The organism is Apilactobacillus kunkeei, assembly GCF_001308195.1.
Taxonomy (GTDB): Bacteria; Bacillota; Bacilli; order Lactobacillales; family Lactobacillaceae; genus Apilactobacillus; species Apilactobacillus kunkeei_C.
Window position 1 is genome coordinate 16,234 of record NZ_JXDF01000009.1, and the last position, 23,797, is coordinate 40,030.

Genomic DNA, 23,797 nt, shown 5'->3' on the forward strand with positions numbered 1-23,797 from the left:
GGAGGATTTGCATGAATCCAGAAGAATTCAAGAGTCAATTAGCAAAACGCAATGTCAAATTGACTGACCACCAAATGAAACAATTTGCCGATTACTATGAATTGTTAGTTTCCACTAACGAACACGTTAATCTGACAACCATTGTTGATAGGGATGAAGTATATTTAAAGCATTTCTTTGATTCAATAACTCCTGCATTCTTTGCAGAAGACTTGAGAACCGAGGAATTAACCCTATGTGATGTCGGAGCCGGTGCTGGTTTTCCATCCATTCCGTTAAAGATTGTTTTTCCTAATTTAAAGGTCACCATTATTGATTCATTAAACAAACGAATCAATTTCTTGGATGAACTAGTTACTAAATTAGGACTAACCGATGTTGAATTACATCATGCCAGAGCAGAAGAATTTGGTGGTAAAAAATCTCGATACCGTGAATCATTTGATATCGCAACCGCACGTGCAGTTGCTCGAATGAGTGTGCTTGCTGAATTTTGTCTGCCATTGGTTAAGATTGGTGGACGAATGATTGCACTAAAGGCATCTAAAGCTAAAGATGAACTATCAGACGGAAAAAGCGCGATTACTACTCTAGGTGGTAAGATGATTTCCGATGATGAGTTCAATCTGCCGGTTTCAAATGATCCACGTAACATGGTCGTGTTAGAAAAAGTGAAGAACACGCCAAAACAATACCCAAGAAAAGCGGGTACACCAAACAAGAAACCAATTGGTTCAAGTAATAAGTAGACTAGAGGAGGGGTTTTTAATGGGACACGTTATATCATTAGCTAATCAAAAGGGTGGAGTTGGTAAGACTACCACTTCCGTTAATCTAGGCGCAGACCTTGCAACAATGGGAAAAAAGGTATTACTAATCGATGCTGATGCCCAAGGAAATGCAACTTCAGGAGTAGGTATTCAAAAATCCGACATCCAAAAAGATATTTACGATATCTTGGTTAATGAAGAACCAATCTCAGAAGCCATTATTCCTTCAAAACATGAAGGTTTAGACATTGTACCAGCAACAATTCAACTATCAGGGGCAGACATTGAATTAACTCCTCAAATGGCGAGAGAAACACGTTTATTAAATGCCCTAAAATCAGTCTCAGATCAATACGATTACGTACTAGTGGACTGTCCACCTTCATTAGGATTAATCACTGTGAATGCATTTACTGCCAGTGATTCAATCTTAATTCCAGTGCAAACCGAATACTATGCACTAGAAGGTTTAAGCCAACTATTAAACACTGTTCAACTAGTTAAGAAACATTTTAACCCAGACCTAGACGTTGAAGGAGTTCTACTTACCATGTATGACTCACGTACTAAGTTAGGTCAACAAGTTAACGATGAAGTTCGTAAGTACTTTGGTGACAAGGTATACGACACTATCATCACTAGAAATGTGCGTTTATCAGAAGCCCCAAGTTACGGATTACCAATCATTGATTATGATCCAAATTCAAAGGGTTCAGAATTATACATGCAATTTGCAAAGGAAGTGTTAGCTGCTCATGGTGAATAACAAAGGACTAGGTCGAGGTATTCAAGCATTGTTTGCTGATAATGATATCGACGCCAACTCAGAAGACGTATTGGAATTAGAGCTAACCAAGTTATCTCCAAATCCTTTCCAACCAAGAACGCATTTCGATACAAATGCACTTAAAGATTTAACCCGTTCGATTGAAAAATCTGGAGTATTCCAACCAATCATTGTAAGAAAGACTAGCGGAAGCAAGGATGCTTATGAAATTCTTGCTGGAGAAAGACGTTATCGTGCTTCTCGCATGGCAGGTAAGGAAAAGATTCCGGCAATTGTTCGTGATGCTTCTGATGAACAAATGATGGAAATCGCTGTGATGGAAAACCTTCAAAGAGAGGACTTAAATCCAATCGAAGAAGCCGAAGCTTACAACACTTTGATGACTAAGCTAGATATTACTCAAGCTGAAGTATCAAAACGTTTAGGTAAATCACGTCCATACATTGCTAACTACTTACGTCTATTAGGTTTGCCAACTGAAGTAAAGGACATGCTTACTAAGAACCAACTTTCAATGGGACAAGCAAGAACATTACTATCAGTTAAGAAGAAGGATGAACTAATCAAATTAGCCAAGAAGGCATACGAACAAACTATGACTGTTCGCCAACTTGAAAAGGAAATTGAAAACCTAAGTTCATCACCTAAGAAGAAAAAGAAGCCACGTCGTTCAACTAAGAAGTCACCATTCTTACGTGCTTCTGAAAATGAACTACAAGATAAATTCCAAACATCCGTTTCAATCTCAAATAACCGTTCTAAGAAGGGGACCGGTAAGATTGAAATCAGTTACGCATCAGATGATGATTTAAACCGCATTTTGCAAATTTTAGATATTAATTTAGACTAAAAGGAGTGCTCAATATGTATTCATTGAATGATGTTGTCATGATGAAAAAAGCCCATCCATGCGGCGAGAATAGTTGGAAGATTATTCGAATGGGTGCAGACATTAAAATTGAATGTCAAAAGTGCGGCCATGTGGTTATGCTTCCACGTCGTGAATTCGAAAAGAAAATGAAAAAAGTAATTCAAAGTACACAAGAAGATTAAATCTAAAGAAAAGAGTGAATTATTAATATGTCATTAACAGCAGGAATTGTTGGTTTACCAAACGTTGGTAAATCTACATTATTTAATGCGATTACTAAAGCTGGGGCGGAAATGGCTAACTACCCATTTGCCACAATCGACCCAAACGTAGGGATGGTGGAAGTTCCAGATGACAGACTTGATCGAATTCAAGAACTAATTCCAGCTAAGAAGATTGTTCCTACCACCTTCGAATTTACCGACATTGCCGGTATCGTTAAGGGTGCAAGTAAGGGTGAAGGTCTTGGTAACAAGTTCCTAGAAAACATCAGACAAGTGGACGCTATCGTTCACGTCGTTCGTTCTTTTGACGATGACAACATTACCCACGTTACTGGTAAGGTTGATCCAATCGCTGATATCGAAACAATCAACTTAGAACTAGGTATCTCTGATTTAGATGCAGTTACTAAGCGTTTAGGTCGTGTTCAAAAGGCGGCTAAGGGTAAGGACGAAGACGCACTTGCTGAATTAGCTGTCCTAGAAAAGATTAAGCCAGTCCTAGAAGCGGGTAAACCAGTTCGTTCAATCGACTTTGACGAAGATGAACAAAAGATTGTTAAGGGATTATTCCTATTAACTTCAAAACCGGTGCTATACGTTGCTAACATCTCAGAAGATGATATGGCTGATCCAGAAGGCTCAAAGTACTTCCAACTAGTTAAGGAATACGCTGCTAAGGAAAACGCTCAAGCAATCGGTATTGCTGCTGAAACTGAAGAAGAAATTGCGGAATTAGATGACGAAGACAAGGCTACTTTCCTAGAAGCAGAAGGTGTTACTGAACCAGGTCTAAACAAGCTAATTCGTGCTTCATACAACCTATTAGGTTTAGAAACATTTTTCACTGCAGGTGGTAAGGAAACTAAGGCTTGGACTTATCTAAAGGGTACCAAGGCTCCTCAAGCTGCCGGAATTATTCACTCAGACTTCGAACGTGGTTTCATCAGAGCCGAAGTAATGGCATTTGACGACTTAGACAAGCTAGGTAGCGAACAAGCCGTTAAGGAAGCTGGTAAGCTACGTGTTGAAGGTAAAGATTATGTTATGCAAGACGGTGACATTGTAAACTTCAGATTCAATGTTTAATCGGAAAGGACGACATCAATGACTGAAAAGAGAAATGCTCATGTACAACAAAATAGACATGAAGCAGAACAAAAGACTCGTCAACAATTTGATGGGATTGGTTTGACTAAACGTAATTCAGATTACATGTTTAGATTTAACAAAGAGTTAAAGAAGACCAAGTTATCAGACGAACGTAAGGTCGAAATTGTTAACCAAATGAAGGATGAATTGCTAGTTGAACAAAAACACGGTGCAACTGCGCGTAATTTATACGGTACTGTTGAAGAACGTATCAACTTCATTATGAACCCACCAAAGAAAAAGATTTCAATGATGGATAACTTTGCGCCTAATGCAATCTTTAATGCATTGTTCTTCTTCGTTATCTTTAACTTGCTATACGGAATCACTTTGATGATTCAAACTAACGCTAAGGACAAACAATCAGTCGGAATCTTATCACTTGTATTGATTTCTCTAGTATTTGGTATCTTTATGCCAATTATGACTAGATTATTGGACGGAAACGTTAAGCACAAATACAGTGGACTAGTGCGCTTTGGTTTACTAATCCTATCAGTAATTGTGTGGATTGGTGCGTTCATGGTAATTGTTTCAATTCCACAAGCAGGAATTAACATTGCCGTATCACCAATTGTTAACTTTATTTTAGCTGCAATCTCAGCATTCGCAGCGTTCTGGATTCACAAGAACTACGAAATTACTGTTAATGTGATGACACCTAGAACACCAAATAGAAGATAAAAATAAATGTCAGTGAAAATTAAATTTGATTTTCTCTGGCATTTTTTGTATATTAGACTTTAAAAAATAAATAGATAGGGGTTTTATGATTATGGATAATTGGAACACAAAGTTTGCCAAAAAGGGATTAACATTTGATGACGTATTGCTTATTCCAGCAGAAAGTCACGTTTTACCTAATGATGTGGATACTTCAGTTCGTTTATCAGATGATGTTAAGCTAAACGTACCATTTTTAAGTGCAAGTATGGATACAGTTACAACCTCAGATATGGCAATTGCTATGGCTGAAGTTGGTGGATTAGGTGTAATTCATAAGAACATGATTATCGATGATCAAGCTGCAGAGGTAAAAAAGGTTAAAGCAGTAGAAAAGACCGATAAAACTCCTAATGCAGCAGTTGATGCCAATAACCATTTATTATGTGCAGCTGCTGTCGGTGTTACATCAGATACATTCAAGCGTGTGGAAGCTTTGTTTGCAGCTGGTGCTGACGCCATTATTATTGATACTGCTCACGGTCACTCAGCAGGAGTTATTAGAAAAGTAAAAGAAATTAAAGCTAAATATGCTGATAAGACTATCATTGCTGGTAACGTTGCTACAGGAGAAGCAACTAACGATTTATTCGAAGCTGGTGTTGACGTAGTTAAAGTTGGTATTGGTCCCGGTTCAATTTGTACCACTAGAATTATCGCTGGTGTTGGAGTTCCTCAACTAACAGCTGTATACGATGCAGCTGAAGTTTCAAGAAAATGGGGTAAGCCAATCATCGCTGATGGTGGTATCAAGTACTCTGGTGATGCTGCTAAGGCCATTGCAGCTGGTGGTAACGCAGTAATGCTAGGTAGTATGTTATCAGGAACTGACGAAGCTCCTGGTGAAGTCTTCGAAGAAAATGGAATTAAGTATAAAGCTTACCGTGGGATGGGCAGTGTTGGAGCTATGCAACATGGTTCAGCTGACCGCTACTTCCAAGGTGAAGTAAATGAAGCTAACAAGCTAGTTCCTGAAGGTATTGAAGCTAGAGTTGAATACAAAGGTTCAGCTAAAGATGTTGTCTTTCAAATGGTTGGTGGCCTAAGAGCAGCTATGGGATACACTGGATCAAAGGACATTCAAGCAATGAACAACGATGCACAATTCGTTCAAATCACTAGTGCGGGTCTAATAGAATCACATCCTCATGATGTTCAAATCACAAAGGATGCACCAAATTACAAATAAAATATTAAAAACATTAAGAGATGCTAATTTTTAGTGTCTTTTTTATTTACATTTATATAACAAATCCTTATATTGTGTTAATATAAAACTATATAAACGAAAAGAAAGAAGGCGTCTCGATGAAAGTTCTAGTAGTAGACGATGATCAAGAAATTGCTGAATTATTAAAGATTTACATACGAAACGAAGGATACGAAACAGTCATTGTAAATGACGGGGAAGCCGCCCTAACTGAATTAAGAAAAAATAGTGATATTGGACTTATGATTCTAGACATTATGATGCCAAAGATGTCTGGTTTTGAAGTATTAAAACGAGTAAGAAGAGAAATTAGTTTACCAATCATGATTCTATCTGCAAAGACAGAAGACATTGATAAGATTGAAGGACTTGTTGGTGGTGCTGATGACTACATAACAAAACCATTTAATCCATTAGAAGTAATGGCTCGAATGCACTCAATTTTAAGAAGATATACTGACAAGGTTGTTGTTGGGGAACCTGAAGTTCTAAACGTCGCTACATTGACTATCAACCGTGAATCACACGAAGTTAAGACTAGTGATGGCAAGTCAATTCAATTAACTGCAATTGAATTTGGTATTTTATACCTATTAGCAAGTCACCCAGGTCGCGTATATTCTGCCAATGAAATTTTTGAACGAGTATGGCGTCAAGAAAGTATTATTTCCGCTAAGACTGTTATGGTCCACGTAAGTCACTTGCGTGATAAGCTTGAAGAAGCTACAGATGGTAAAAAAATTATTGAAACTGTCTGGGGAGTAGGATACAGAATCAATGAAGAATAATAGTAAATCAATTAAGTTAACACATAAAGAACGAATTGGATTAGTTACTGATGCTATTTTAACGAGTTTATTTATATTGATAGTTAATTTCTTGGTTTTCTTTGCAACAGAAGTGTATTACACAACCCATCCGGATTGGCGTAACCAGTTAATTCGTTTTGGAAATTCACTAATTGCAGGGAATCATATCCAACTATGGAGTTGGAGCAACGGATTTGTAGTTATGATTGCTGCACTGGATATGTTTGTGTTGTATATTCGTTTGTTCATGCATTATAAACGTATTCAAGAACAACATATTATTAATGATTTGCACTATATTGCTGATGGTAATTTTGATTATACAATTCCATATAAACTTATTGGTGATGATCAACGAATTGTTGAAAGTATTAATGTATTAGTTAATAATGTTATCCACTCAATGTCTGAAGAATTGAAGACTGAAAAATCAAAAGATGAGTTAATATCAAATGTTTCACACGATATTAGAACACCATTGACTTCCATCATTGGTTACTTAGGGTTGATTGAAAATAAGCAATATACAAGTGAAGAAGATTTGGCTAAGTATGTTCATATTGCCTACTCAAAGGCAAGACAAATGAAGACCTTGGCGGATGACTTATTTGAATACACAAAAATTACTGACAAGGATTACAGTAAGTTAAATACCAGAAAAATTGAAATGAAAGCAATGATTGACCAAATTTCTGCCGGTTTTGATTTAGAAATGGCGGAAAAAGATATGCAAATGCATAGCAAGACCAACTTTGATAAATTAGTGATTGATGGTAGTCCATCCGATTTGGCCCGAGCTATTAATAATCTAATTAATAACGCTTTGAAGTATGGTCATGATGGCCACAACATTTATGTAGAAGGTTTTCGTGTCAATGAAAAAGAACTAGAAATCAAAGTCTCTAATGATGGTGAAAAGATTCCAGAAGAATCAATTAAACACGTTTTTGATCGTTTCTATCGTGTCGAAAGCTCACGTAATAAGTCGACTGGGGGGACCGGTCTTGGGTTAGCCATCGTATATGATGTTGTTAATATCCACGGTGGTTATTGTTCAGTGGCATCTAATGATGAATTAACAACGTTTACACTCCATCTACCAATTAAACATGGTGATAAGTTAACACCAACTAAACATGAAGAAGGGAAACAGGAGGTTATCGATAATGCAAAGTAAGCTTGCTCACAAGCTTAGTATTGCTTTAATTGCATTAGTTATATTCATCACAATGCCTTTAACAGCAAGCGCTCAAGAAAAACAATCCACTACTGCTGATTCTAACACTTCAAAAAAAGTTGCAATTATGCGTAGTAAGGAATTAGGCCAAGAAGTCGATAAGTTATTAAGTACAAACCAACCACTAACACTTACCGCAAAGTCTGCGATTGCGATTGATTCTCAGACGGGACAAGTTTTATACGCTAAAAATATCAATGAATCATTACCTACAGCTTCAATGAGTAAGTTGTTAACTTTATATGTTACTTTAAAGTATATTAAAGAAGGAAAAATTCATTGGGATGACAAAGTAAAGATTAATAGGGCACTCCATAATTTAAGTGTCAATCATAATTACGCCAATGTAAAACTTCGTTTAGGTCATTCATACACAATCAGACAACTTTACCAAACCGCTATCTATTCTGAAAATGCTGCAACCATGGCATTAGGATACGGAGTAGCAGGTAGTACACAAAAATTTGCTTTATTAATGCGTAAGGAAGCAAAGAAGATTGGGATTGATGATGCCAAGATTTATACTGCCTGTGGTTTAACCAACGGGGAAGTTGGTTCACTTGGTTTCAAGGGCGTATCAGCTGATGCCGAAAACAAGTTATCAGCTCGTGATATGGCACTATTAGCAATGAAGATTTTGAAATACTATCCAAATATTTTGAAGACTACTTCAGCTAATACAACCAAATTTGATGGTCAAACAATGCTAAATTGGAACTGGATGATTAAGGGTAGAAGTCAAGAATTACCTGACATCAAGGTTGATGGGCTAAAGACAGGAACATCTGATACTGCTAAGGCTTGCTTTACAGGAACAGCGGTTAAGAATGGTCACCGTATCATCACCGTTGTAATGGGAGTCCCTAATTCTGGTCAATACGATCCAGCTCGTTTCATTCAAACCAGAAAGCTTATGAAGTACGTGTATGCTAAGTATCACTACGTTAAGCTATCTCATGGTCAAACCGTTAAGAACGCTACTGACGGTAAAAATAACGGTAAGATAAAAATCGAAAACGGTAAAGATGACTCAGTCGATTTAGCCGTTTCAACTACTCAAGGTGTATGGTTAACTAAGAACCAAAAACTAAATATAAAAGACATCAAGTCAACTGGTGAATATGCTGATGAATCAAGTGTCGATGCTGGGTTCGATAAGGGCGATAAAATCGCCACAGCTAAAGTTTCCAATGTGAAGTATATGAAGGGTGTATCAAACCGGATTGATTTAATCGCTAATCATGATGGAGATAAACCTAACATTTTCGTGAGAGCATGGAGATGGATTGCCAGTTTATTCTAAAAAAAGAGTTATTAAAATGATAACTCTTTTTTTACTGCAAACATTAAACAAACAGTATATTCACTGTGTTTATAATAATAAAATGATGATGTTTTATTAAAATTATGTAAATAAGTTAGATAAAATAAACTATTTTGCGTTATAATAGTAGGTAAAGTTTGATTTTTATCTGACTGTTTATAAATCGTTGAAAATTAAGACCTATTGTTTCTAAACGGGGGAATATTATTTGACAAAGCAAGTACCAAATCCAAATGAACCGCGTTGGCTAACCAACTTGAAGACGGCAATGCCTTTGAATATTAGCTACGTTCCCATTGGAATTGCATGTGGTATCTTACTTCATGCAGCTGGATTTAATACTTTATTGACAGCTCTAGTATCATTAATGGTTTTCTCTGGTGGTGCGCAATTCTTGATTGCCTCCATGTTAACCATTAACTCACCATTATTATCAATCGTAATTATGATGTTTTTTCTAGAGTTAAGATATGCATTATTAGGATCCAGTATTTCTAAATATTTACAAGGTAAGTCATTTTGGTTTACTGTGTTATTTGCAGTTTCATTAAATGATGAAACATACGCTGTAAATTATTTGAAACTATCAACTGATAAGAAGTTTACTGCTCAAGATGCATTACAAATTGAACACTATGCTTTGATTGTATGGACAATTAGTACCATCATTGGTAGTTTAGTTGGTTCATCACTTTCAATTAACTTAACAGTCGTTCATTTTGCGCTAACTGCATTATTTATCTATATGATTGTTATGCAAATGAAGTCATTACTAAAGGTGTTAATTATTCTATTAACTATTGTCTTGGCAATTGCATTCATGTTATTGATGAAATCCACTTTAGGATTAGTCGTTTCAACTCTGTTAGCTTCATTCATTGGATTCTTCGTTGAATCATGGATTAGAAGCCATTACGAAAAGTATAAGAAGAATCGCTTGCTTCGCTTATTTAAGAACCCTGCGGGTACCCCTGAAGATAAGTTTGATGAAGAAGAAGAGACTGAATAACTTTAAAAACGGATTAGGAGATATTCTATGGAATGGAATTCAACTCAACATTTTTGGTTGATTATATTATGTTTTGTGGTTGCTTTTATCCCTAGATTCGTCCCACTAGCTTTCTTTAGAACAAGAAAGATTCCTAAGTGGTTTAACGAATGGATGGGATACATACCGATTGCCTTATTTACCTCATTGGTTGTTAAGGATCTATGTATTACATCATCATATACCTTATCGGTATCAGGAAAAGCACCCGAACTAGTAGCTGCCTTAATCGTGTTTATTATTGCTTATTGGACAAGATCAATGGCACTATCAGTTATTTTGGGATTAGCTGCTGTGTTAGTTTTAGCAGTATTTATTTAAATAAAGAAAAATAAAAGCACCGGTCAATTGACCAGTGCTTTTTTAGTTTTTTATACAATATGCATCTTCATATCATCTTCTTTTACTTTATGACATGCCTTTAATATCTTTAGCATTGTTATAGAAATAATAGAAGGCATTACAATACCTAATATTATATAGACTGTTAGTTTAGATGGACTTTGACTAGCGAAATTGAGTGGAACTATTAATGAGTTAGTTCCAAGTCCAGCTAGTTTGTACGTCGTAGAAAAATGGAATAACATTGTTCCGATTGGTGCAACAATCAATGATGACACCATACCAGGAATCAAGATATACGGATTTTTTGTGATATTACCAAATTGAACCTTTGGAGTGATTAAACCTTGGGCAATATTTGCACCAAAACGGTTAACTCTAAAAGACATTACTGTGTATGAAACGTATTGGGCAGTAGTCCCGAGTAGTGCTGCTCCAGAAGATAATGGATCTAACATGATGGCAATCGCCAATGCCGCAGACGAAGCTGGTGTCATTAAGAAGATTGACCATACTAATGCAACGGAGATGGATCCGACAAATGGGTTTACAATCATACTTTTTGCAATTATCTTTGATATCCATATTAAAGCAGGAGTTGTGATTGCCGCCAATCCTAATGCAATTATTGAGCCAAACATTGTTGCGCAAAATGGTACTAAAAACATATCTAGTGGAGTTTTTCCTGATAATTTTTTACCGATTAGTGTTGCGATAATCGCTCCCCCCAATGCACTGATGGGTTGTCCAATCATAAATACAGATGAACCAATGGGCTGGGATAGCAAATGACCAGTCGCAGTAATTGCATTGACTGTTTTTTCACTGAAAAAAACATTATTGGCACCGACTGTTGCAGTAATCATCGAGCTAAACATAACCAATGTGTTTGTTTTTAACTGATGTGCAACAGCAGCTCCAATAGCTGGGGCCATTAGAACCTGAGTAATTAAACCAATCTGATTTAGTGCAGACCAGTGTTTTAAGTTGGCGATTGCAACTATCAACATTCCAATACCCAGTGTAACAAAAATCGCGTTTGAGACTCCACTCACAATTAAAAAGATATTTTCTTTGGATGAAGATAAAGAATTTACTGTATTGATTTGTGGGTTATCTTTTTTTGCTACATCAATCATTTGAATCCACTCCTTTATTTAGATAAACGAAGTCCCATTGGCTCCTAATATACAAAAAAGTACTAGCGATAATCGCCAGTACTTTTTGATGATTAGACAATATCAATTTTCATATCGTCATTCTTGATTTTATGAGCAGCCTTTAGAACTCTAACAAGTACCAATGAAATTATAGCTGGTACAACAATTCCTAATACGACATAAATAGCTAGTTTTGACATACTTTGAGAAGCAAGGGTAATTGGAGCGATTAGTGAGTTCAGACCTAATCCAGCAATCTTGTATGATACTGAGAAATGAAATACTAATGTTCCAACCGGTCCAATAATTGCAGCAGAGACGATACCTGGAACTGCGATGTAGGGGTTCTTGGTAATATTACCAAATTGAACTTTGGGAGTGATTAAACCTTGAGCGATATTTGCACCAGGTTTGTTTACTCGATATGACATCACTGTGTATGATACGAATTGTGCTGTTGTTCCTAATAATGCAGCTCCTGAAGATAATGGATCTAACATAACAGCAATTGCTAGTGCTGCTGATGAGGCAGGTGTCATTAGAAAAATTGCCCATACGACTGAGATTACTAATCCACCAACAAATGGGTTAATAACCATTGTCTTGGCAATTACTCCTGATAACCATACAAGTGCAGGGGTAGTGACTGTTGCAAAGCCTAAGGCCGCAACACATCCTACAAATGTAGCTGCAAATGGTACTAAGAACATATCCAAAGGTGTTTTTCCTGTTAAGTATTTACCAATGACTGTGGCGACAACAGCGCCACCTAAAGCACTAACAGGTTGTCCAATCATGAAGACAGCAGAACCTGCTGGTTGAGGTAATACGTGTCCGGTTGCAGTAACTGCATTCGTCACAGCAGATGTGAAGAATACGTTGTTTGCACCAACCGTAGCGGCAATCATTGAACTAAATAACACCAAAGTATTAGTCTTTAATTGTGATGCAACTGCAGCACCGATGGCGGGGGCCATTAAGTATTGGCAAATTAATCCAATTTCGGCTAATGCATTCCAATGGACAAAGTTAGCAATAGCACCTAATAATAAACCAACACCTAGTGTGACTAAAATCGCATTAGATACCCCATTGAACACTAAATATACACTATCCTTAAACCCAGATTTAACTTCAACGTGCGCAATATTAGCAGCGTTCATCTGAGGTGAATCATCTTTTGTTGCATTTATCATATTGAATCAACTCCCTTACTTAAAAGTAATGTATTTAAAAAATTAAAATTAGATTAGAAAATAATTAAAATTTTTATAATTAAACCATAAATCAGAAATAAAAGTCAAGACAATTAAAAGAAAAAAACATCGGTGAAATTTTTTCACCGATGTTTTTAATAGTTTTTTTCAATTATTTGTACATGTAATCTCTAGTGATTGGTAGTTCTTGTCCTGAAGGACCCTTTGAGATTAAGTATTGCATAACGTCAATGTTACCAGCCTTGAATGAGCCAGCACATGTCTTTAGGTATAAGTCCCACATTCTTAAGAAGCGTTCGTCATCACCCATGACTTCTTTAACTTCATCAATATGATCGTTAAAGTTTTTGTCCCAGTGTTCCAATGTGTATTGGTAGTGTCTTCTTAATGATTCTAAGTCATAGATTTGAAGACCATTGTTGATGATGTGATCTAGGTTTTCAGTCATACCAGGAACATATCCACCGGGGAAGATGTATTTGTTAATCCAACCATTGTAGGCTCCACCTTGTTGTCTTGTAATTCCGTGAATTAAAGCAACACCGTGGTCCTTTAGGTATTTGTTAATGCATGAGAAGTATTCGTTCAAGTTTTCTTTACCAACGTGTTCGAACATACCAACTGAAGTGATGTAATCAAAATGTTCATCACCTAGTTGACGGTAATCTTGTAAACGAACTTCAGCTTGATCTTGTAAACCAAATTTTTCAATTTGTGCGTTTACGTAATCGCATTGTTCTTGACTTAAAGTAACACCGACTACGTTTAGCCCGTATTCTTTAGCAGCAGTTAGCATTAATGTACCCCAACCACAACCGATGTCTAGTAGGGTACGACCTGGCTTAGGATTTAGTTTCTTGATAATGTGGTGTACTTTTTGCATTTGAGCCTCGTACAAGTCATCGTCAGGATTTTCAAAGTAAGCACATGAATAGGTCATTGTCTTATCTAACCAAATCTTGTAGAAGTCATTACCGATATCGTAGTGACTTTGAATGTCCTTCTTACTAGTGGACTCGTTATGATTTTGCTTAGGTAGGAAATTAATGTATTTATGGTCACGAATAAAACTAGTTGACTTTTGGTAAGCTGAAACGATTAAGTCTTCAATACTTCCATCAACATCGATTTTTCCGTCCATGTAAGCTTCTCCCAATGCGATAGAAGCATTCTTTCTAATATCCTTGATAGGAATTGGTTCTTTCATAGCGATGGTAGCCTTAGGTTCACCTTCACCATATTTTTCAGATTTTCCGTCCCAATAATTTACTTGGATTGGTTCATTAAATCCGTGTTTAAAAAATGTTTTATAAAAAGTTTTTTCAAACATGAGAACAGTCCTTTCTTTATTAATAAAACCACGAACCCATTATACTCTTATGATGGTACTTTATGTAAGTAAAGACACCGACTAATTTCATTATTTTTTATAGTGTAAAATGTTATAATTGAAACATAACTAAATAGCGGGGTGAATTATGAAACTGTGGGATAAATTTTTAGCCAACGTTAAATTAAGACGCTGGTGTGTATTGATTTTTATAATCTTTGTTTTATATCTAATGCGCTCAATGATGAGTATGTTACTACTAACTTTCATCTTCTCATTGCTAGTCACCAAATGGGTCGGCTTCGTCAGAAGATACATTAAGATTCCAGCACCTATCTTAGTCATTTTGACTTATCTACTATTCATTGCTGGGGTAGTAAGTGCGGTTGCAATTTACTCACCGGTAATTTACGACCAAGCTGTTACAGCATCAAAACACATTATTGATTTCTACGAAGATCCAAATAACCTTCATGGTACTAGCCAAATTAAGGACATGATTGTTCAGTTCATCCACCGTTCTAACTTTCTAAGCGAAGTGAAGGGGAGCTTCTCAATTATTCTTCAATATGTATCTAGTGTAGGCCAAATGGGGGTAACATTCTTCTTATCTCTAATCTTGAGTTTCTTCTTTACATTAGAAGAAAAATCAATGGGTGAGTTTAGCAAACGCTTCTTGGATGCAGAATTTTCATGGTTCTTCCAAGACGTTTACTACTTTGCTAAGACATTTACCAAAACATTTGGGGTCGTTTTAGAAGCACAATTCTTGATTGCACTATTTAACACCATCTTTACTACCTTAATCATGGCATTTATGGGAATTCCACAATTGGTAATTCTATCAATTATGATCTTTTTCCTAAGTCTAGTGCCTGTTGCTGGGGTAATTATTTCATTGGTGCCTTTATCAATTGTGGGTTACTCTGTAGGTGGATTTAAGTACATCATTTATCTAATTATCATGATTGCTGTAGTCCACTTCCTAGAAGCATACATTTTGAATCCAAAACTAATGTCTTCTAGAACAGAATTACCAATTTTCTATACATTTTGTGCCTTACTAATTGGTGAAGAAATTTTTGGAACATGGGGATTAATCGTCTCTGTACCAATTTTGGCTTTCTTCCTAGAAATTTTGGGAGTGAAAGGTGAAAATAAAAAATCAATAAATATAAAGAGAATTGTTAAATAGGATGTAAATTTTTTACTTTTGATGTAAAATAGTATTGTTGATTTAAGAAATAGAAAGGGGTTTTCGACCTATGTCAAAACTTGTATTGATCCGTCACGGACAAAGTCAATGGAACCTTTCAAACCAATTCACTGGTTGGGAAGATGTTGACCTAAGCGATAAGGGTGTAGAAGAAGCTAAAGAAGCTGGTAAATTAGTTAAGAAGGCAGGATTAGAATTTGATTACGCATATACTTCAGTTCTAACTCGTGCTATCAAGACATTACATTACGCCTTAGAAGAATCAGACCAACTATGGGTACCTGAAACTAAGACTTGGAGACTAAACGAACGTCATTACGGTCGTCTACAAGGTCTAAACAAGAAAGAAACTGCTGAAAAGTACGGAGACGAACAAGTTCACATTTGGCGTCGTTCATACGACACACTACCTCCACTATTGAGTGCAGATGACGAAGGTTCAGCTGTAAACGACCGTCGTTACAAGGACTTAGATCCTAACTTAATCCCTGGTGGTGAAAACCTAAAGGTTACTTTAGAACGTGTTATGCCTCTATGGGCTGACGAAATTGCTCCTAAGCTGTTAGATGGCAAGAACGTTATCATCGCTGCACACGGTAACTCACTACGTGCATTAAGTAAGTACATTGAAAGAATCTCTGATGATGATATCATGGATCTTGAAATGAAGACAGGTGAACCTGTAGTTTACGAATTTAACGATAAACTAGAAGTTCAAAACAAGACAAAATTAGATAAGTAATAACTAAAAAGAAGTCCTCATATGAGGGCTTCTTTATTTGCAAAAAAAGATAATAAAAAAGCCATACGATTAATTCGTATGGCTTTTATTTTAGTTAGCTTTTCTTTAAGAACCATTCTCGAATACTTGGCCAACTGTTTGTATTAATAATCATTCTTGGTGTGTAGATTGGATCAGTATGATCACCGTTACCATTGTTGTAAACAGTACCGGAATCGAGTGTTCCAACCCATCCTAGATGAGGTTGTCTTGCTAAGAATTGTGAGATTCTAGGAGTACCACCACCATAAGGATAGGCAAATGAATCAGCATAAATACCAGTGTGTGCCTTTAGCACTTTTCTAGATTTAACGAAGTCTTTTGTAAATCGATCGTAGTTCTTAGGTAGGTTAAACACTGGAATCAAATTTGAAGTAAGGTAGTGCATGTTGTTGGTGTGAACACCAATTGTCATTAGGTTACCAGCTTCTTTTCTAGCGTAATGAATTTGTGACCATGTTGCTAGTTGAGTACCTTCACGATATCTACCGGTGTTACCGGTGATAATGAAAGTAGTGAATGGGTAGTTGTACTTTTTCATGATTGGAATAGCGTTATCAATAGTAGTTCTATCAATATCATCAAATGTTAGTACAGCATATTTACCTTTGATTGGTTTCTTTGAATTGGTCATTTTGACCATTTCAGCACCAGAGATAACCTTGATGTTGTGCTTGTGTAAGAATTCCATTTGTTCTTTGAATTCGTTAGCGGGCACATCGAAATCGTGAAGTTGTGAATTGGTTGATAGGGTTCTTGAAACGTTAACCCCTAGGTTGTTCTTTAAGATACGGTGGTAACAAAATACCAAGATACCGTTTTTTGCTTTTTCTTCTTGCTTAGTTAAGCCGTAGTATTCACTACTACCTTTATCGTAAGCAACAGATCTGTGGATAGTAAATGACATAATGACGAACAAAATGATTGCTAAAATAATAACAATAATCTTACGTTGCTTTCTTGTCATTTTTTGATTCTTATTTGACATTTTTGTTTAACCTCCGTAAATAAACTAATCTAAATGTTGAGTATATTGCAGTGATAATAATTAATCCAGCAATTGCAATTAATAGCTTGATGTATAAATCATAGTTTAGGTTTAACAATAGGTAGAAACTAACAAAATCATCACTGTAGAAACCAAATAGAAAAGCGAAGTTTACGATTAAAACAAAGGCAACATAAATCCATAAAGCAGCGAATAGAATAAAGTGAAATAAACGTCTTAATGGACTAATACTCTTTCTAATTACGAATGTTTCGTAATCTTTTCTCAAATCTTTCTTCATAATTATTTTACCCCCCGATCTGGACTGCTCCAGGTACCTACATTTTCAGGATCTAGGAAGAATGAAACTAAAGCCAAGATACATGAGATTAAGTTGATCATCCAGTAGTAAACAATGTAAGCAGGAATCAATAGTAAATCGACGAAATTTAATAGGGCGGTTTCGTGTGAACCATAGAAACCGATGAAGAATTGTAAAATGCTGACGATGATAAGTACTAATAAGACGTCACCATCTAATTGAACTTCATGAATTAATAATAGGTTGAAGAAATAAGAGATAGTACTCAATGCAGTTAAAACAGCCCAAGTACTACTGATAATTGTTTCGTACATTAAAGCTTTTTGAGTAATTGAACCATGTAGTAGAAGATCCTTGTTCTTAGCAATAACTTCCATACCACCACGAGCCCAACGACGACGTTGTTTAATTAAATTTCTAGTGTTTTCTGGAACTAGAATCCAACAGATTGCTGTAGGTTGATAACTAACGCTCCAACCCTTACGATACATTCTCCAAGTAATATCAATATCTTCAGTAATAACATCAGTATGCCATCCACCTACGTCTTCTAGTGCTTCACGTCTAAAACCAACGATAACACCAGAAACAGTATTGATACGTCCATATAGGTATGATTGAGCTTTTTTGATAATATCGATAACACCGATATATTCAAGAAGTTGTAAACGACCTAAAACCGTAGTTCTATTTCTAACGACTGGTTTACCAGCAACGGCACCTAGTTTTGGATTAGTCTTAAGTGTCTTAACTAGTTCAGTTACAGAATTCTTTGCTAGTAGGGAGTCTGAATCGATACCAACAACGTATTTTCCTTCAGCAACCTTAAAACCTTCGTTCATTGCGTTAGCTTTACCTTGGTTAACGTCGATTGGAACGACCTTGATTTTGAATTGATTAGCATATTGCTTTTGCAACTTGTACATAATATCTAATGTATCGTCATCGCTTTTATCATCAATTAAAACAACTTCGAAGTTGTTGTAGTCAATGTTTGAAATTGCTGAAATCGCTTCGTTTAACGTATCACTTTCGTTATGAGCGGGGACTAGAATTGACACTGATTCAGATCCATCCACTTTAGCGAATTTTTCAGAGCGACGGTAGATGTTACAGTATAGCGCCCCGACAATCCAAATTGCTGACACAACAATTGGATATCCGATAATGAAATCGTTAATAATATCTAAAAACCACATTATAAATGAATTCCTCCTTTAAGGACCACTAAATAAGATATTAGAATACAATAAGATATTTTAGCGTTTTGTTTATATGTATGACTGTAAAAACCATATATTTATCATACTTCAATTATAAATTAAACTTCCTAATATATCAAAGCTATGAGCCTCAATTGTTTCAATATTATTACAAATAAAAAATGAATTCCATACTTGGAATTCATTTTTAGTTTTTCTTAATAATCTGGGCCTCTAAATCGCCGTCATAGTCGACAAAGTAGACATGTTTATCTGGATCATCTTTTAAGGGACCCATGTCGATTGCTGGACGTTCATTAATCACGTCAATGCAATTAAATCGCTGTTTTGCGATTCTGTGAAGAAGACTGCCGGTTTTATCAAATACTTCTGCTTTTTCCGCTGCCTTAGTGAGTGTGTATCCCGAGTTCAAAAAAGATTTGATTAACTCTACCTTAATAATTGATGAATATGGATAACGATGACTGGTATTTTTATCACCTTTTTGGCAGCGAATGTATCCTTTTTGTTCCCAATATCTAATCTTATTTTGTGGCACGTTACAGGTTCTAGACAACCCACCGATTCCGATTGATAAATCAAGATCTTGCATTAGCTTATGAACGCGGTCGGAGTAATCTTGAATGTCTTCCTTACTATATTTTTCTTCCACAATCTCACATCCTTTTCTTCTTAAATTTCTTAATTTTTTCTGAATAGTGTCACATAATCAATAATTATTATATATTTTTTAATATCTTTGTCAAATTTGTTGACAAAGAAAAATGTCAGATGTATATTAGTTATTGTCGAAATTTATAGAGAAAATAAAAATATTAACGAAAAGGGGTTAGATTATGAATGTAGATGCAAACGGTAAATCATACAACAAGATTATGCTTGTTGTGATTTTATTGGTTGGTACTTTCTGTACTATTTTAAATCAAACAATTTTAGCAACTGCGTTTCCTACATTAATGAAAGACTTTGACATTAGTACTTCAACTGTTCAATGGTTAACTTCTGGATTTATGTTGGTTAACGGGATTGCAATTCCAGTTAGTGCATGGTTATCAAACCGTGTTAACACTAAATGGTTATACTTAGGAGCAATGACGGTTTTTGAAGCAGGGACTGTACTTGCTTTCTTCGCTCCTAACTTTGGTACATTGTTAGCAGCTCGTTTAATACAAGCACTTGGTGTTGGTGTAACAATGCCATTGCTACAAACTATCATGCTTAGAATTTTCCCACCTGAAAAACGTGGTGCAGCTATGGGATTATCCGGTGTTGTTATCGGTTTAGCTCCAGCAATTGGACCAACTCTATCAGGCTGGATTTTAATTAACTACTCATGGCGTGATCTATTTGGAATAATTATTCCAATCGTCGCCATTGTGATTTTATTAGGTCTATACTACATGCGTCCAATTCTACCTACTAATAAGGAAAAAATTGATGTATTGTCATTAATTCTTTCAACTATTGGTTTCGGTAGTGCACTATACGGTTTCTCAGAAGTTGGTACTGATGGATGGGGTAGCGCAACAGTTATCTCAACATTAATTATCGGTGCAATCTTTATCGTATTATTTGTATGGCGTCAATTAGTAATGGAAAAACCATTCTTAGACGTACGAGTATTCAAGTCAGCTAAGTTCTCAATCGCAACTATTCTTTCATCAATTACAATGATGGCTTTAGTTGGATTTGAAATGGTTCTACCATTATACCTACAAATTGTTCGTGGGATGAACGCTTTCCATTCAGGATTAAGTCTATTACTTGGTGCTTTAATGATGGGGGTTGTTTCACCATTCGCTGGTCAAATCTTTGATAAGCACGGTGCTAAGAAACTAATCACCACTGGTTTAATTCTATTGTTCTTCGGTACAGTGCCATTTGCATATATTACCGCAGACACTGGAATTACCTACATCATTATCCTATATGCTGTAAGAACATTTGGTATGGCGCTTGTAATGATGCCTTCAACTACTTACGGTATGAACGCATTACCTGATGACAAGATCAACCACGGTACTGCAGTTAACAATACTGTAAGACAAGTTGGTGCTGCCATCGCTACAGCCGTATTGGTTTCAATTCTATCTAACGTAACTACAAGCAACATGCCTGCTAAGTCACTATTAAAACTAGATCCATTGGCTTACAAGGATTCAGCAATTAACGCTACATTAAGTGGGTACCATGCTGCATTCTGGGTAGCTGCATTCTTCATTGTAGTTGGATTCATTGCTAGCTTCTGGCTACATGACAACAAAAAGGGGGTAAATAAATAATGATTTTATTCGTACTATGCATTACTGCATTCCTATTCTTTATTTGTTTTAACCTATTAACTAACAACAAGGTATTGCATGCAATTACTTCTATTGTATTTGCCGTTCTATTTATCCTTTCAACTTTCTTCATTACTATTAACTTCCATGATCACTATGGTATGCACAAAGTTACCCACGAAACTTCAACTAATTTAGTTTCAAGTACTGATAAGGGCATGAACATGTTACTTTACCAACCAATCGGTACTTCAGGTAAAGACAAGGTTGTTATTTACCGTACTGATGAAAACGCAACTAAGCCATCACACACTGGTACTGATAAGGTAGAAAACAAGATTATTACTATTAATAGTGATAAGGCTAAGTTAGTAACTAAGACTGTTAAATATGAATACAACTCAAGTGCTAATCGCCTATGGTTTGGTTTGGCACAAAAGCCAACTAGAGTAAAAACAATCAATTACTTCTATGTTCCAAAGAGCTGGATGACTTTAACAGTTAACCAAGCAAAACAATTGCCAACAATTATCAAAGAAATTAGTGGATCAAACACTGCTGCTCAAGCCCAAATGAAGATGGCGGCTGAACAATACGTTCAAGCTCAAGTGAAGGCAGCAATGATGAAGAACCCTAAGATGACAGGTGCACAACAAAAAGCACTAGTTAAGAAAGCAACTGCTGAATTCACTAAGAAAGCACAAGCTGAAGCACTTCAAAAGATGATGCCTGAAATCAAGCAAAAGCTAAGCCAAGTTAAATAGTGTTGACTTTTATTTCTTTGCTGATTATTATGATAGTATCTATTAAATATAAAGCTAAGAAGTAGTTACCAGTATTTAATGCGATTTGTGTATTCAGAAACCTAGTGGGAATGCGAACTAGGCAAACGCGTTGAAGAATTACACCTACGGAGCTTTCCATTATTGGACGCGTCATTTCGTTATAAATGATTGAAAGAGATCGTACATTAGTACGATAACTTGGGTGGTAACGCGGATTAACAAAAAACATTTCGTCCCTGACAATTTATTTGTCAGGGACTTTTTTATTAGGAGGAAGAAACATGGACATTATCGATGATTTACAATGGCGTGGCGCCATTAATCAACAAACTGATGCTGAAGGCCTAAAGAAAGAAGTAAACGAAAAGAAGATTGGTCTATACGCAGGAATTGACCCAACTGGTGACAGTATGCACGTTGGACACTTAATTCCATTCATGATTTTGAAGAGATTCCAACTAGCTGGATACAAGCCAGTTATTCTAATTGGTGGAGCTACTGGTTCAATCGGTGACCCATCAGGTAAGAAGGCTGAAAGAAAGTTACAAAGTATGGAACAAGTTAAGCACAATGAAGAATGCTTAACTAACCAAATGAAGAGTTTGTTTGGTGAAGATGGTAAGTTCCAAATTGTTAACAACTACGACTGGACTTCAAAACTATCATTATTAGACTTCCTTCGTATTTATGGTAAACGTTTCAACGTTAACACTATGTTGAATAAGGAAATTGTTTCAAGTCGTCTAGAAACAGGTATCTCATACACTGAATTTACCTACCAAATTCTACAAGCGATGGACTTTGAACACCTATACAAGAACAATGGTGTTGAATTACAAATCGGTGGTGCTGATCAATGGGGTAACATCACTGGCGGTATCGAACTAATCCATAAGACCCAAGGTGCAGATGCAAAAGCATTTGGTTTAACTATTCCATTAATGCTTAAAGCAGATGGTACTAAGTTTGGTAAGACTGAAGGTGGAGCTGTATGGTTAGATCCAGAAAAGACTACACCTTACGAATTCTACCAATTCTGGATTAACACTGATGATAGGGATGTAATCAAGTACTTGAAGTACTTCACTTTCCTAAACAAAGAAGAAATCGAAGAACTAGAAGAACAAGTTAAGAACGAACCATGGAAGCGAGTTGCTCAACGTCGTCTATCCGAAGAAGTAACTGAATTTGTTCATGGTAAGGATGCTGTAGTTGAAGCACAAAACATTACCGAAGCATTATTCTCAGGAAACGTTCAAGACTTAACTACTGCTGAAGTAGAAACTGGATTCAAGAACATGCCTTCCGTTGAAGTTAGTGCAGACAAGAAGAATATTGTTGAATGGTTGGCAGACGATACTGCAATCGAACCATCAAGAAGACAAGCTAGAGAAGATGTAAGTAACGGTGCTATCCGTATTAATGGAGAAAAGGTTGACGATGTTGATTTCGAAATCGACCCAAGTACTTCATTCGACGGTAAGTTCGTTGTTGTTAGAAGGGGTAAGAAGAAGTACTTCTTAGCTAGAATTAAATAGTAATAGGATCATATAAAAGTAGATTGATTAGTTCAATCTACTTTTTTTAATTTATTTGCTGAGAAGTGTTGACTTTATAAGGTTTACCTGGCATAATATTATTTGTTGTTGAGAGAGGTAATCAAAAATGATTACAAATCAGCAACGATTAATTTTTCAAAACATGTTGACACAATGTCATTAATTTGATATTATAAATGAGTTGCGTTATTGATATGACGCGAAAGTCATTAAAAAAGTTGTTGACACGGCTTTGATAAGATGATATTATTAACAAGTTGTCAATTGAGACAGCAAGTTAATAAAAGGTAGATCTTTGAAAACTGAACAAGATTGATAATCGATGATGTGTAAGGAACTTACAACTTAGTTGTAAGAATTAAACATTGCGAAGTCAATTCGCTTATAAAATAACAATTTATTCAGAAGAGCTAAGTTAAGCTTTTCATCTTAAGATGAGA

24 protein-coding genes are annotated in these 23,797 nt (G+C 36.0%); 17 read left to right on the forward strand and 7 right to left on the reverse strand.

Going from position 1 to position 23,797, the window contains the following annotated elements; genetic code table 11:
* The first annotated feature begins 11 nt into the window (after positions 1-11).
* The 12 genes from rsmG to RZ78_RS01400 all read left to right on the forward strand — a co-directional run bounded on the left by rsmG (position 12) and on the right by RZ78_RS01400 (position 10,473).
* Positions 12-749 carry a 16S rRNA (guanine(527)-N(7))-methyltransferase RsmG gene (rsmG, locus tag RZ78_RS01345; protein WP_054607892.1) on the forward strand — a complete coding sequence of 246 codons (738 nt, stop codon included), beginning with the start codon at positions 12-14 and terminating at the stop codon, positions 747-749.
* A gap of 19 nt (positions 750-768) precedes the next feature.
* Positions 769-1,536 (forward strand): ParA family protein, encoded by a 768-nt coding sequence (locus tag RZ78_RS01350; protein ID WP_034535006.1) that lies wholly within the window; start codon positions 769-771, stop codon positions 1,534-1,536.
* On the forward strand, positions 1,526-2,407 hold the full coding sequence (locus tag RZ78_RS01355; RefSeq protein WP_034535009.1) for a ParB/RepB/Spo0J family partition protein: 882 nt from the start codon (positions 1,526-1,528) through the stop codon (positions 2,405-2,407). Before RZ78_RS01350 ends, RZ78_RS01355 begins: the two co-directional genes overlap by 11 nt.
* Before the next feature lie 14 nt (positions 2,408-2,421).
* Positions 2,422-2,610: a DUF951 domain-containing protein gene (locus tag RZ78_RS01360; RefSeq protein WP_034532678.1), complete on the forward strand. Its 189-nt coding sequence runs from the start codon at positions 2,422-2,424 to the stop codon at positions 2,608-2,610.
* A 27-nt stretch (positions 2,611-2,637) separates the two neighbouring features.
* Positions 2,638-3,738 (forward strand): redox-regulated ATPase YchF, encoded by a 1,101-nt coding sequence (ychF, locus tag RZ78_RS01365; protein WP_034535011.1) that lies wholly within the window; start codon positions 2,638-2,640, stop codon positions 3,736-3,738.
* A gap of 18 nt (positions 3,739-3,756) precedes the next feature.
* Positions 3,757-4,485, forward strand: a complete 729-nt coding sequence (locus RZ78_RS01370) for a DUF1129 family protein (RefSeq protein WP_054607893.1) — start codon at positions 3,757-3,759, stop codon at positions 4,483-4,485.
* Between the two features lie 91 nt (positions 4,486-4,576).
* Entirely contained in the window at positions 4,577-5,713 is a 1,137-nt protein-coding gene (gene guaB, locus RZ78_RS01375; RefSeq protein ID WP_054607894.1) for an IMP dehydrogenase, read from the forward strand.
* A gap of 119 nt (positions 5,714-5,832) precedes the next feature.
* Complete coding sequence (locus RZ78_RS01380; protein ID WP_034532684.1) at positions 5,833-6,522, forward strand: response regulator transcription factor; 690 nt, start codon at positions 5,833-5,835, stop codon at positions 6,520-6,522.
* Positions 6,512-7,720, forward strand: coding sequence for a sensor histidine kinase (locus tag RZ78_RS01385; RefSeq protein ID WP_054607895.1), 1,209 nt, complete (start codon positions 6,512-6,514; stop codon positions 7,718-7,720). The genes RZ78_RS01380 and RZ78_RS01385 overlap by 11 nt, the downstream gene beginning before the upstream one ends.
* Positions 7,710-9,083, forward strand: coding sequence for a D-alanyl-D-alanine carboxypeptidase family protein (locus RZ78_RS01390; protein WP_054607896.1), 1,374 nt, complete (start codon positions 7,710-7,712; stop codon positions 9,081-9,083). Before RZ78_RS01385 ends, RZ78_RS01390 begins: the two co-directional genes overlap by 11 nt.
* Positions 9,084-9,372: 289 nt before the next feature.
* Positions 9,373-10,113 (forward strand): AzlC family ABC transporter permease, encoded by a 741-nt coding sequence (locus RZ78_RS01395; RefSeq protein WP_080695595.1) that lies wholly within the window; start codon positions 9,373-9,375, stop codon positions 10,111-10,113.
* 27 nt (positions 10,114-10,140) lie between these two features.
* Entirely contained in the window at positions 10,141-10,473 is a 333-nt protein-coding gene (locus RZ78_RS01400) for an AzlD domain-containing protein (protein WP_034532687.1), read from the forward strand.
* A 50-nt stretch (positions 10,474-10,523) separates the two neighbouring features.
* Here the strand turns inward: RZ78_RS01400 and RZ78_RS01405 are convergent, their stop codons facing one another.
* The 3 genes from RZ78_RS01405 to RZ78_RS01415 form a co-directional block, all read right to left on the reverse strand.
* Entirely contained in the window at positions 10,524-11,633 is a 1,110-nt protein-coding gene (locus tag RZ78_RS01405; protein ID WP_054607897.1) for a PTS transporter subunit IIC, read from the reverse strand.
* A gap of 92 nt (positions 11,634-11,725) precedes the next feature.
* Positions 11,726-12,817, reverse strand: a complete 1,092-nt coding sequence (locus RZ78_RS01410; protein ID WP_054607906.1) for a PTS transporter subunit IIC — start codon at positions 12,815-12,817, stop codon at positions 11,726-11,728.
* Between the two features lie 205 nt (positions 12,818-13,022).
* Positions 13,023-14,201: an SAM-dependent methyltransferase gene (locus RZ78_RS01415; protein ID WP_054607898.1), complete on the reverse strand. Its 1,179-nt coding sequence runs from the start codon at positions 14,199-14,201 to the stop codon at positions 13,023-13,025.
* A 148-nt stretch (positions 14,202-14,349) separates the two neighbouring features.
* On the opposite strand from RZ78_RS01415, the gene RZ78_RS01420 reads away from it, so the two are divergent.
* Together RZ78_RS01420 and RZ78_RS01425 are read left to right on the forward strand one after the other, a co-directional pair.
* The gene (locus tag RZ78_RS01420; protein WP_081006873.1) at positions 14,350-15,396 is read left to right on the forward strand and encodes an AI-2E family transporter; all 1,047 of its coding nucleotides are present in this window, start codon (positions 14,350-14,352) and stop codon (positions 15,394-15,396) included.
* 70 nt (positions 15,397-15,466) lie between these two features.
* On the forward strand, positions 15,467-16,159 hold the full coding sequence (locus RZ78_RS01425) for a 2,3-diphosphoglycerate-dependent phosphoglycerate mutase (RefSeq protein WP_034532690.1): 693 nt from the start codon (positions 15,467-15,469) through the stop codon (positions 16,157-16,159).
* A 94-nt stretch (positions 16,160-16,253) separates the two neighbouring features.
* Here the strand turns inward: RZ78_RS01425 and RZ78_RS01430 are convergent, their stop codons facing one another.
* The 4 genes from RZ78_RS01430 to RZ78_RS01445 all read right to left on the reverse strand — a co-directional run bounded on the left by RZ78_RS01430 (position 16,254) and on the right by RZ78_RS01445 (position 19,383).
* On the reverse strand, positions 16,254-17,186 hold the full coding sequence (locus RZ78_RS01430) for a polysaccharide deacetylase family protein (RefSeq protein WP_237756971.1): 933 nt from the start codon (positions 17,184-17,186) through the stop codon (positions 16,254-16,256).
* On the reverse strand, positions 17,176-17,487 hold the full coding sequence (locus RZ78_RS01435; RefSeq protein WP_054607899.1) for a hypothetical protein: 312 nt from the start codon (positions 17,485-17,487) through the stop codon (positions 17,176-17,178). Before RZ78_RS01435 ends, RZ78_RS01430 begins: the two co-directional genes overlap by 11 nt.
* Positions 17,488-17,489: 2 nt before the next feature.
* Positions 17,490-18,707 (reverse strand): glycosyltransferase, encoded by a 1,218-nt coding sequence (locus RZ78_RS01440; protein ID WP_054607900.1) that lies wholly within the window; start codon positions 18,705-18,707, stop codon positions 17,490-17,492.
* 211 nt (positions 18,708-18,918) lie between these two features.
* Positions 18,919-19,383: a MerR family transcriptional regulator gene (locus tag RZ78_RS01445; protein ID WP_054607901.1), complete on the reverse strand. Its 465-nt coding sequence runs from the start codon at positions 19,381-19,383 to the stop codon at positions 18,919-18,921.
* Positions 19,384-19,567: 184 nt separating this feature from the next.
* On the opposite strand from RZ78_RS01445, the gene RZ78_RS01450 reads away from it, so the two are divergent.
* From RZ78_RS01450 to tyrS, 3 genes are all read left to right on the forward strand, one after another.
* Complete coding sequence (locus RZ78_RS01450) at positions 19,568-21,013, forward strand: MDR family MFS transporter (protein ID WP_054449683.1); 1,446 nt, start codon at positions 19,568-19,570, stop codon at positions 21,011-21,013.
* Positions 21,013-21,777, forward strand: a complete 765-nt coding sequence (locus tag RZ78_RS01455) for a DUF4811 domain-containing protein (protein WP_054607902.1) — start codon at positions 21,013-21,015, stop codon at positions 21,775-21,777. The genes RZ78_RS01450 and RZ78_RS01455 overlap by 1 nt, the downstream gene beginning before the upstream one ends.
* Before the next feature lie 302 nt (positions 21,778-22,079).
* Positions 22,080-23,336 carry a tyrosine--tRNA ligase gene (gene tyrS, locus RZ78_RS01460; RefSeq protein ID WP_054607903.1) on the forward strand — a complete coding sequence of 419 codons (1,257 nt, stop codon included), beginning with the start codon at positions 22,080-22,082 and terminating at the stop codon, positions 23,334-23,336.
* Positions 23,337-23,797: the final 461 nt, after the last annotated feature.

Bases quoted from the DNA above. Each gene is read 5' to 3' on its own strand.
- rsmG (WP_054607892.1), top strand. From the start codon at position 12: ATGAATCCAGAAGAATTCAAGAGTCAATTAGCAAAACGCAATGTCAAA.
- RZ78_RS01350 (WP_034535006.1), top strand. From the start codon at position 769: ATGGGACACGTTATATCATTAGCTAATCAAAAGGGTGGAGTTGGTAAG.
- RZ78_RS01355 (WP_034535009.1), top strand. From the start codon at position 1,526: ATGGTGAATAACAAAGGACTAGGTCGAGGTATTCAAGCATTGTTTGCT.
- RZ78_RS01360 (WP_034532678.1), top strand. From the start codon at position 2,422: ATGTATTCATTGAATGATGTTGTCATGATGAAAAAAGCCCATCCATGC.
- ychF (WP_034535011.1), top strand. From the start codon at position 2,638: ATGTCATTAACAGCAGGAATTGTTGGTTTACCAAACGTTGGTAAATCT.
- RZ78_RS01370 (WP_054607893.1), top strand. From the start codon at position 3,757: ATGACTGAAAAGAGAAATGCTCATGTACAACAAAATAGACATGAAGCA.
- guaB (WP_054607894.1), top strand. From the start codon at position 4,577: ATGGATAATTGGAACACAAAGTTTGCCAAAAAGGGATTAACATTTGAT.
- RZ78_RS01380 (WP_034532684.1), top strand. From the start codon at position 5,833: ATGAAAGTTCTAGTAGTAGACGATGATCAAGAAATTGCTGAATTATTA.
- RZ78_RS01385 (WP_054607895.1), top strand. From the start codon at position 6,512: ATGAAGAATAATAGTAAATCAATTAAGTTAACACATAAAGAACGAATT.
- RZ78_RS01390 (WP_054607896.1), top strand. From the start codon at position 7,710: ATGCAAAGTAAGCTTGCTCACAAGCTTAGTATTGCTTTAATTGCATTA.
- RZ78_RS01395 (WP_080695595.1), top strand. From the start codon at position 9,373: ATGCCTTTGAATATTAGCTACGTTCCCATTGGAATTGCATGTGGTATC.
- RZ78_RS01400 (WP_034532687.1), top strand. From the start codon at position 10,141: ATGGAATGGAATTCAACTCAACATTTTTGGTTGATTATATTATGTTTT.
- RZ78_RS01405 (WP_054607897.1), bottom strand. From the start codon at position 11,633: ATGATTGATGTAGCAAAAAAAGATAACCCACAAATCAATACAGTAAAT.
- RZ78_RS01410 (WP_054607906.1), bottom strand. From the start codon at position 12,817: ATGAACGCTGCTAATATTGCGCACGTTGAAGTTAAATCTGGGTTTAAG.
- RZ78_RS01415 (WP_054607898.1), bottom strand. From the start codon at position 14,201: ATGTTTGAAAAAACTTTTTATAAAACATTTTTTAAACACGGATTTAAT.
- RZ78_RS01420 (WP_081006873.1), top strand. From the start codon at position 14,350: ATGAAACTGTGGGATAAATTTTTAGCCAACGTTAAATTAAGACGCTGG.
- RZ78_RS01425 (WP_034532690.1), top strand. From the start codon at position 15,467: ATGTCAAAACTTGTATTGATCCGTCACGGACAAAGTCAATGGAACCTT.
- RZ78_RS01430 (WP_237756971.1), bottom strand. From the start codon at position 17,186: ATGTCAAATAAGAATCAAAAAATGACAAGAAAGCAACGTAAGATTATT.
- RZ78_RS01435 (WP_054607899.1), bottom strand. From the start codon at position 17,487: ATGAAGAAAGATTTGAGAAAAGATTACGAAACATTCGTAATTAGAAAG.
- RZ78_RS01440 (WP_054607900.1), bottom strand. From the start codon at position 18,707: ATGTGGTTTTTAGATATTATTAACGATTTCATTATCGGATATCCAATT.
- RZ78_RS01450 (WP_054449683.1), top strand. From the start codon at position 19,568: ATGAATGTAGATGCAAACGGTAAATCATACAACAAGATTATGCTTGTT.
- RZ78_RS01455 (WP_054607902.1), top strand. From the start codon at position 21,013: ATGATTTTATTCGTACTATGCATTACTGCATTCCTATTCTTTATTTGT.
- tyrS (WP_054607903.1), top strand. From the start codon at position 22,080: ATGGACATTATCGATGATTTACAATGGCGTGGCGCCATTAATCAACAA.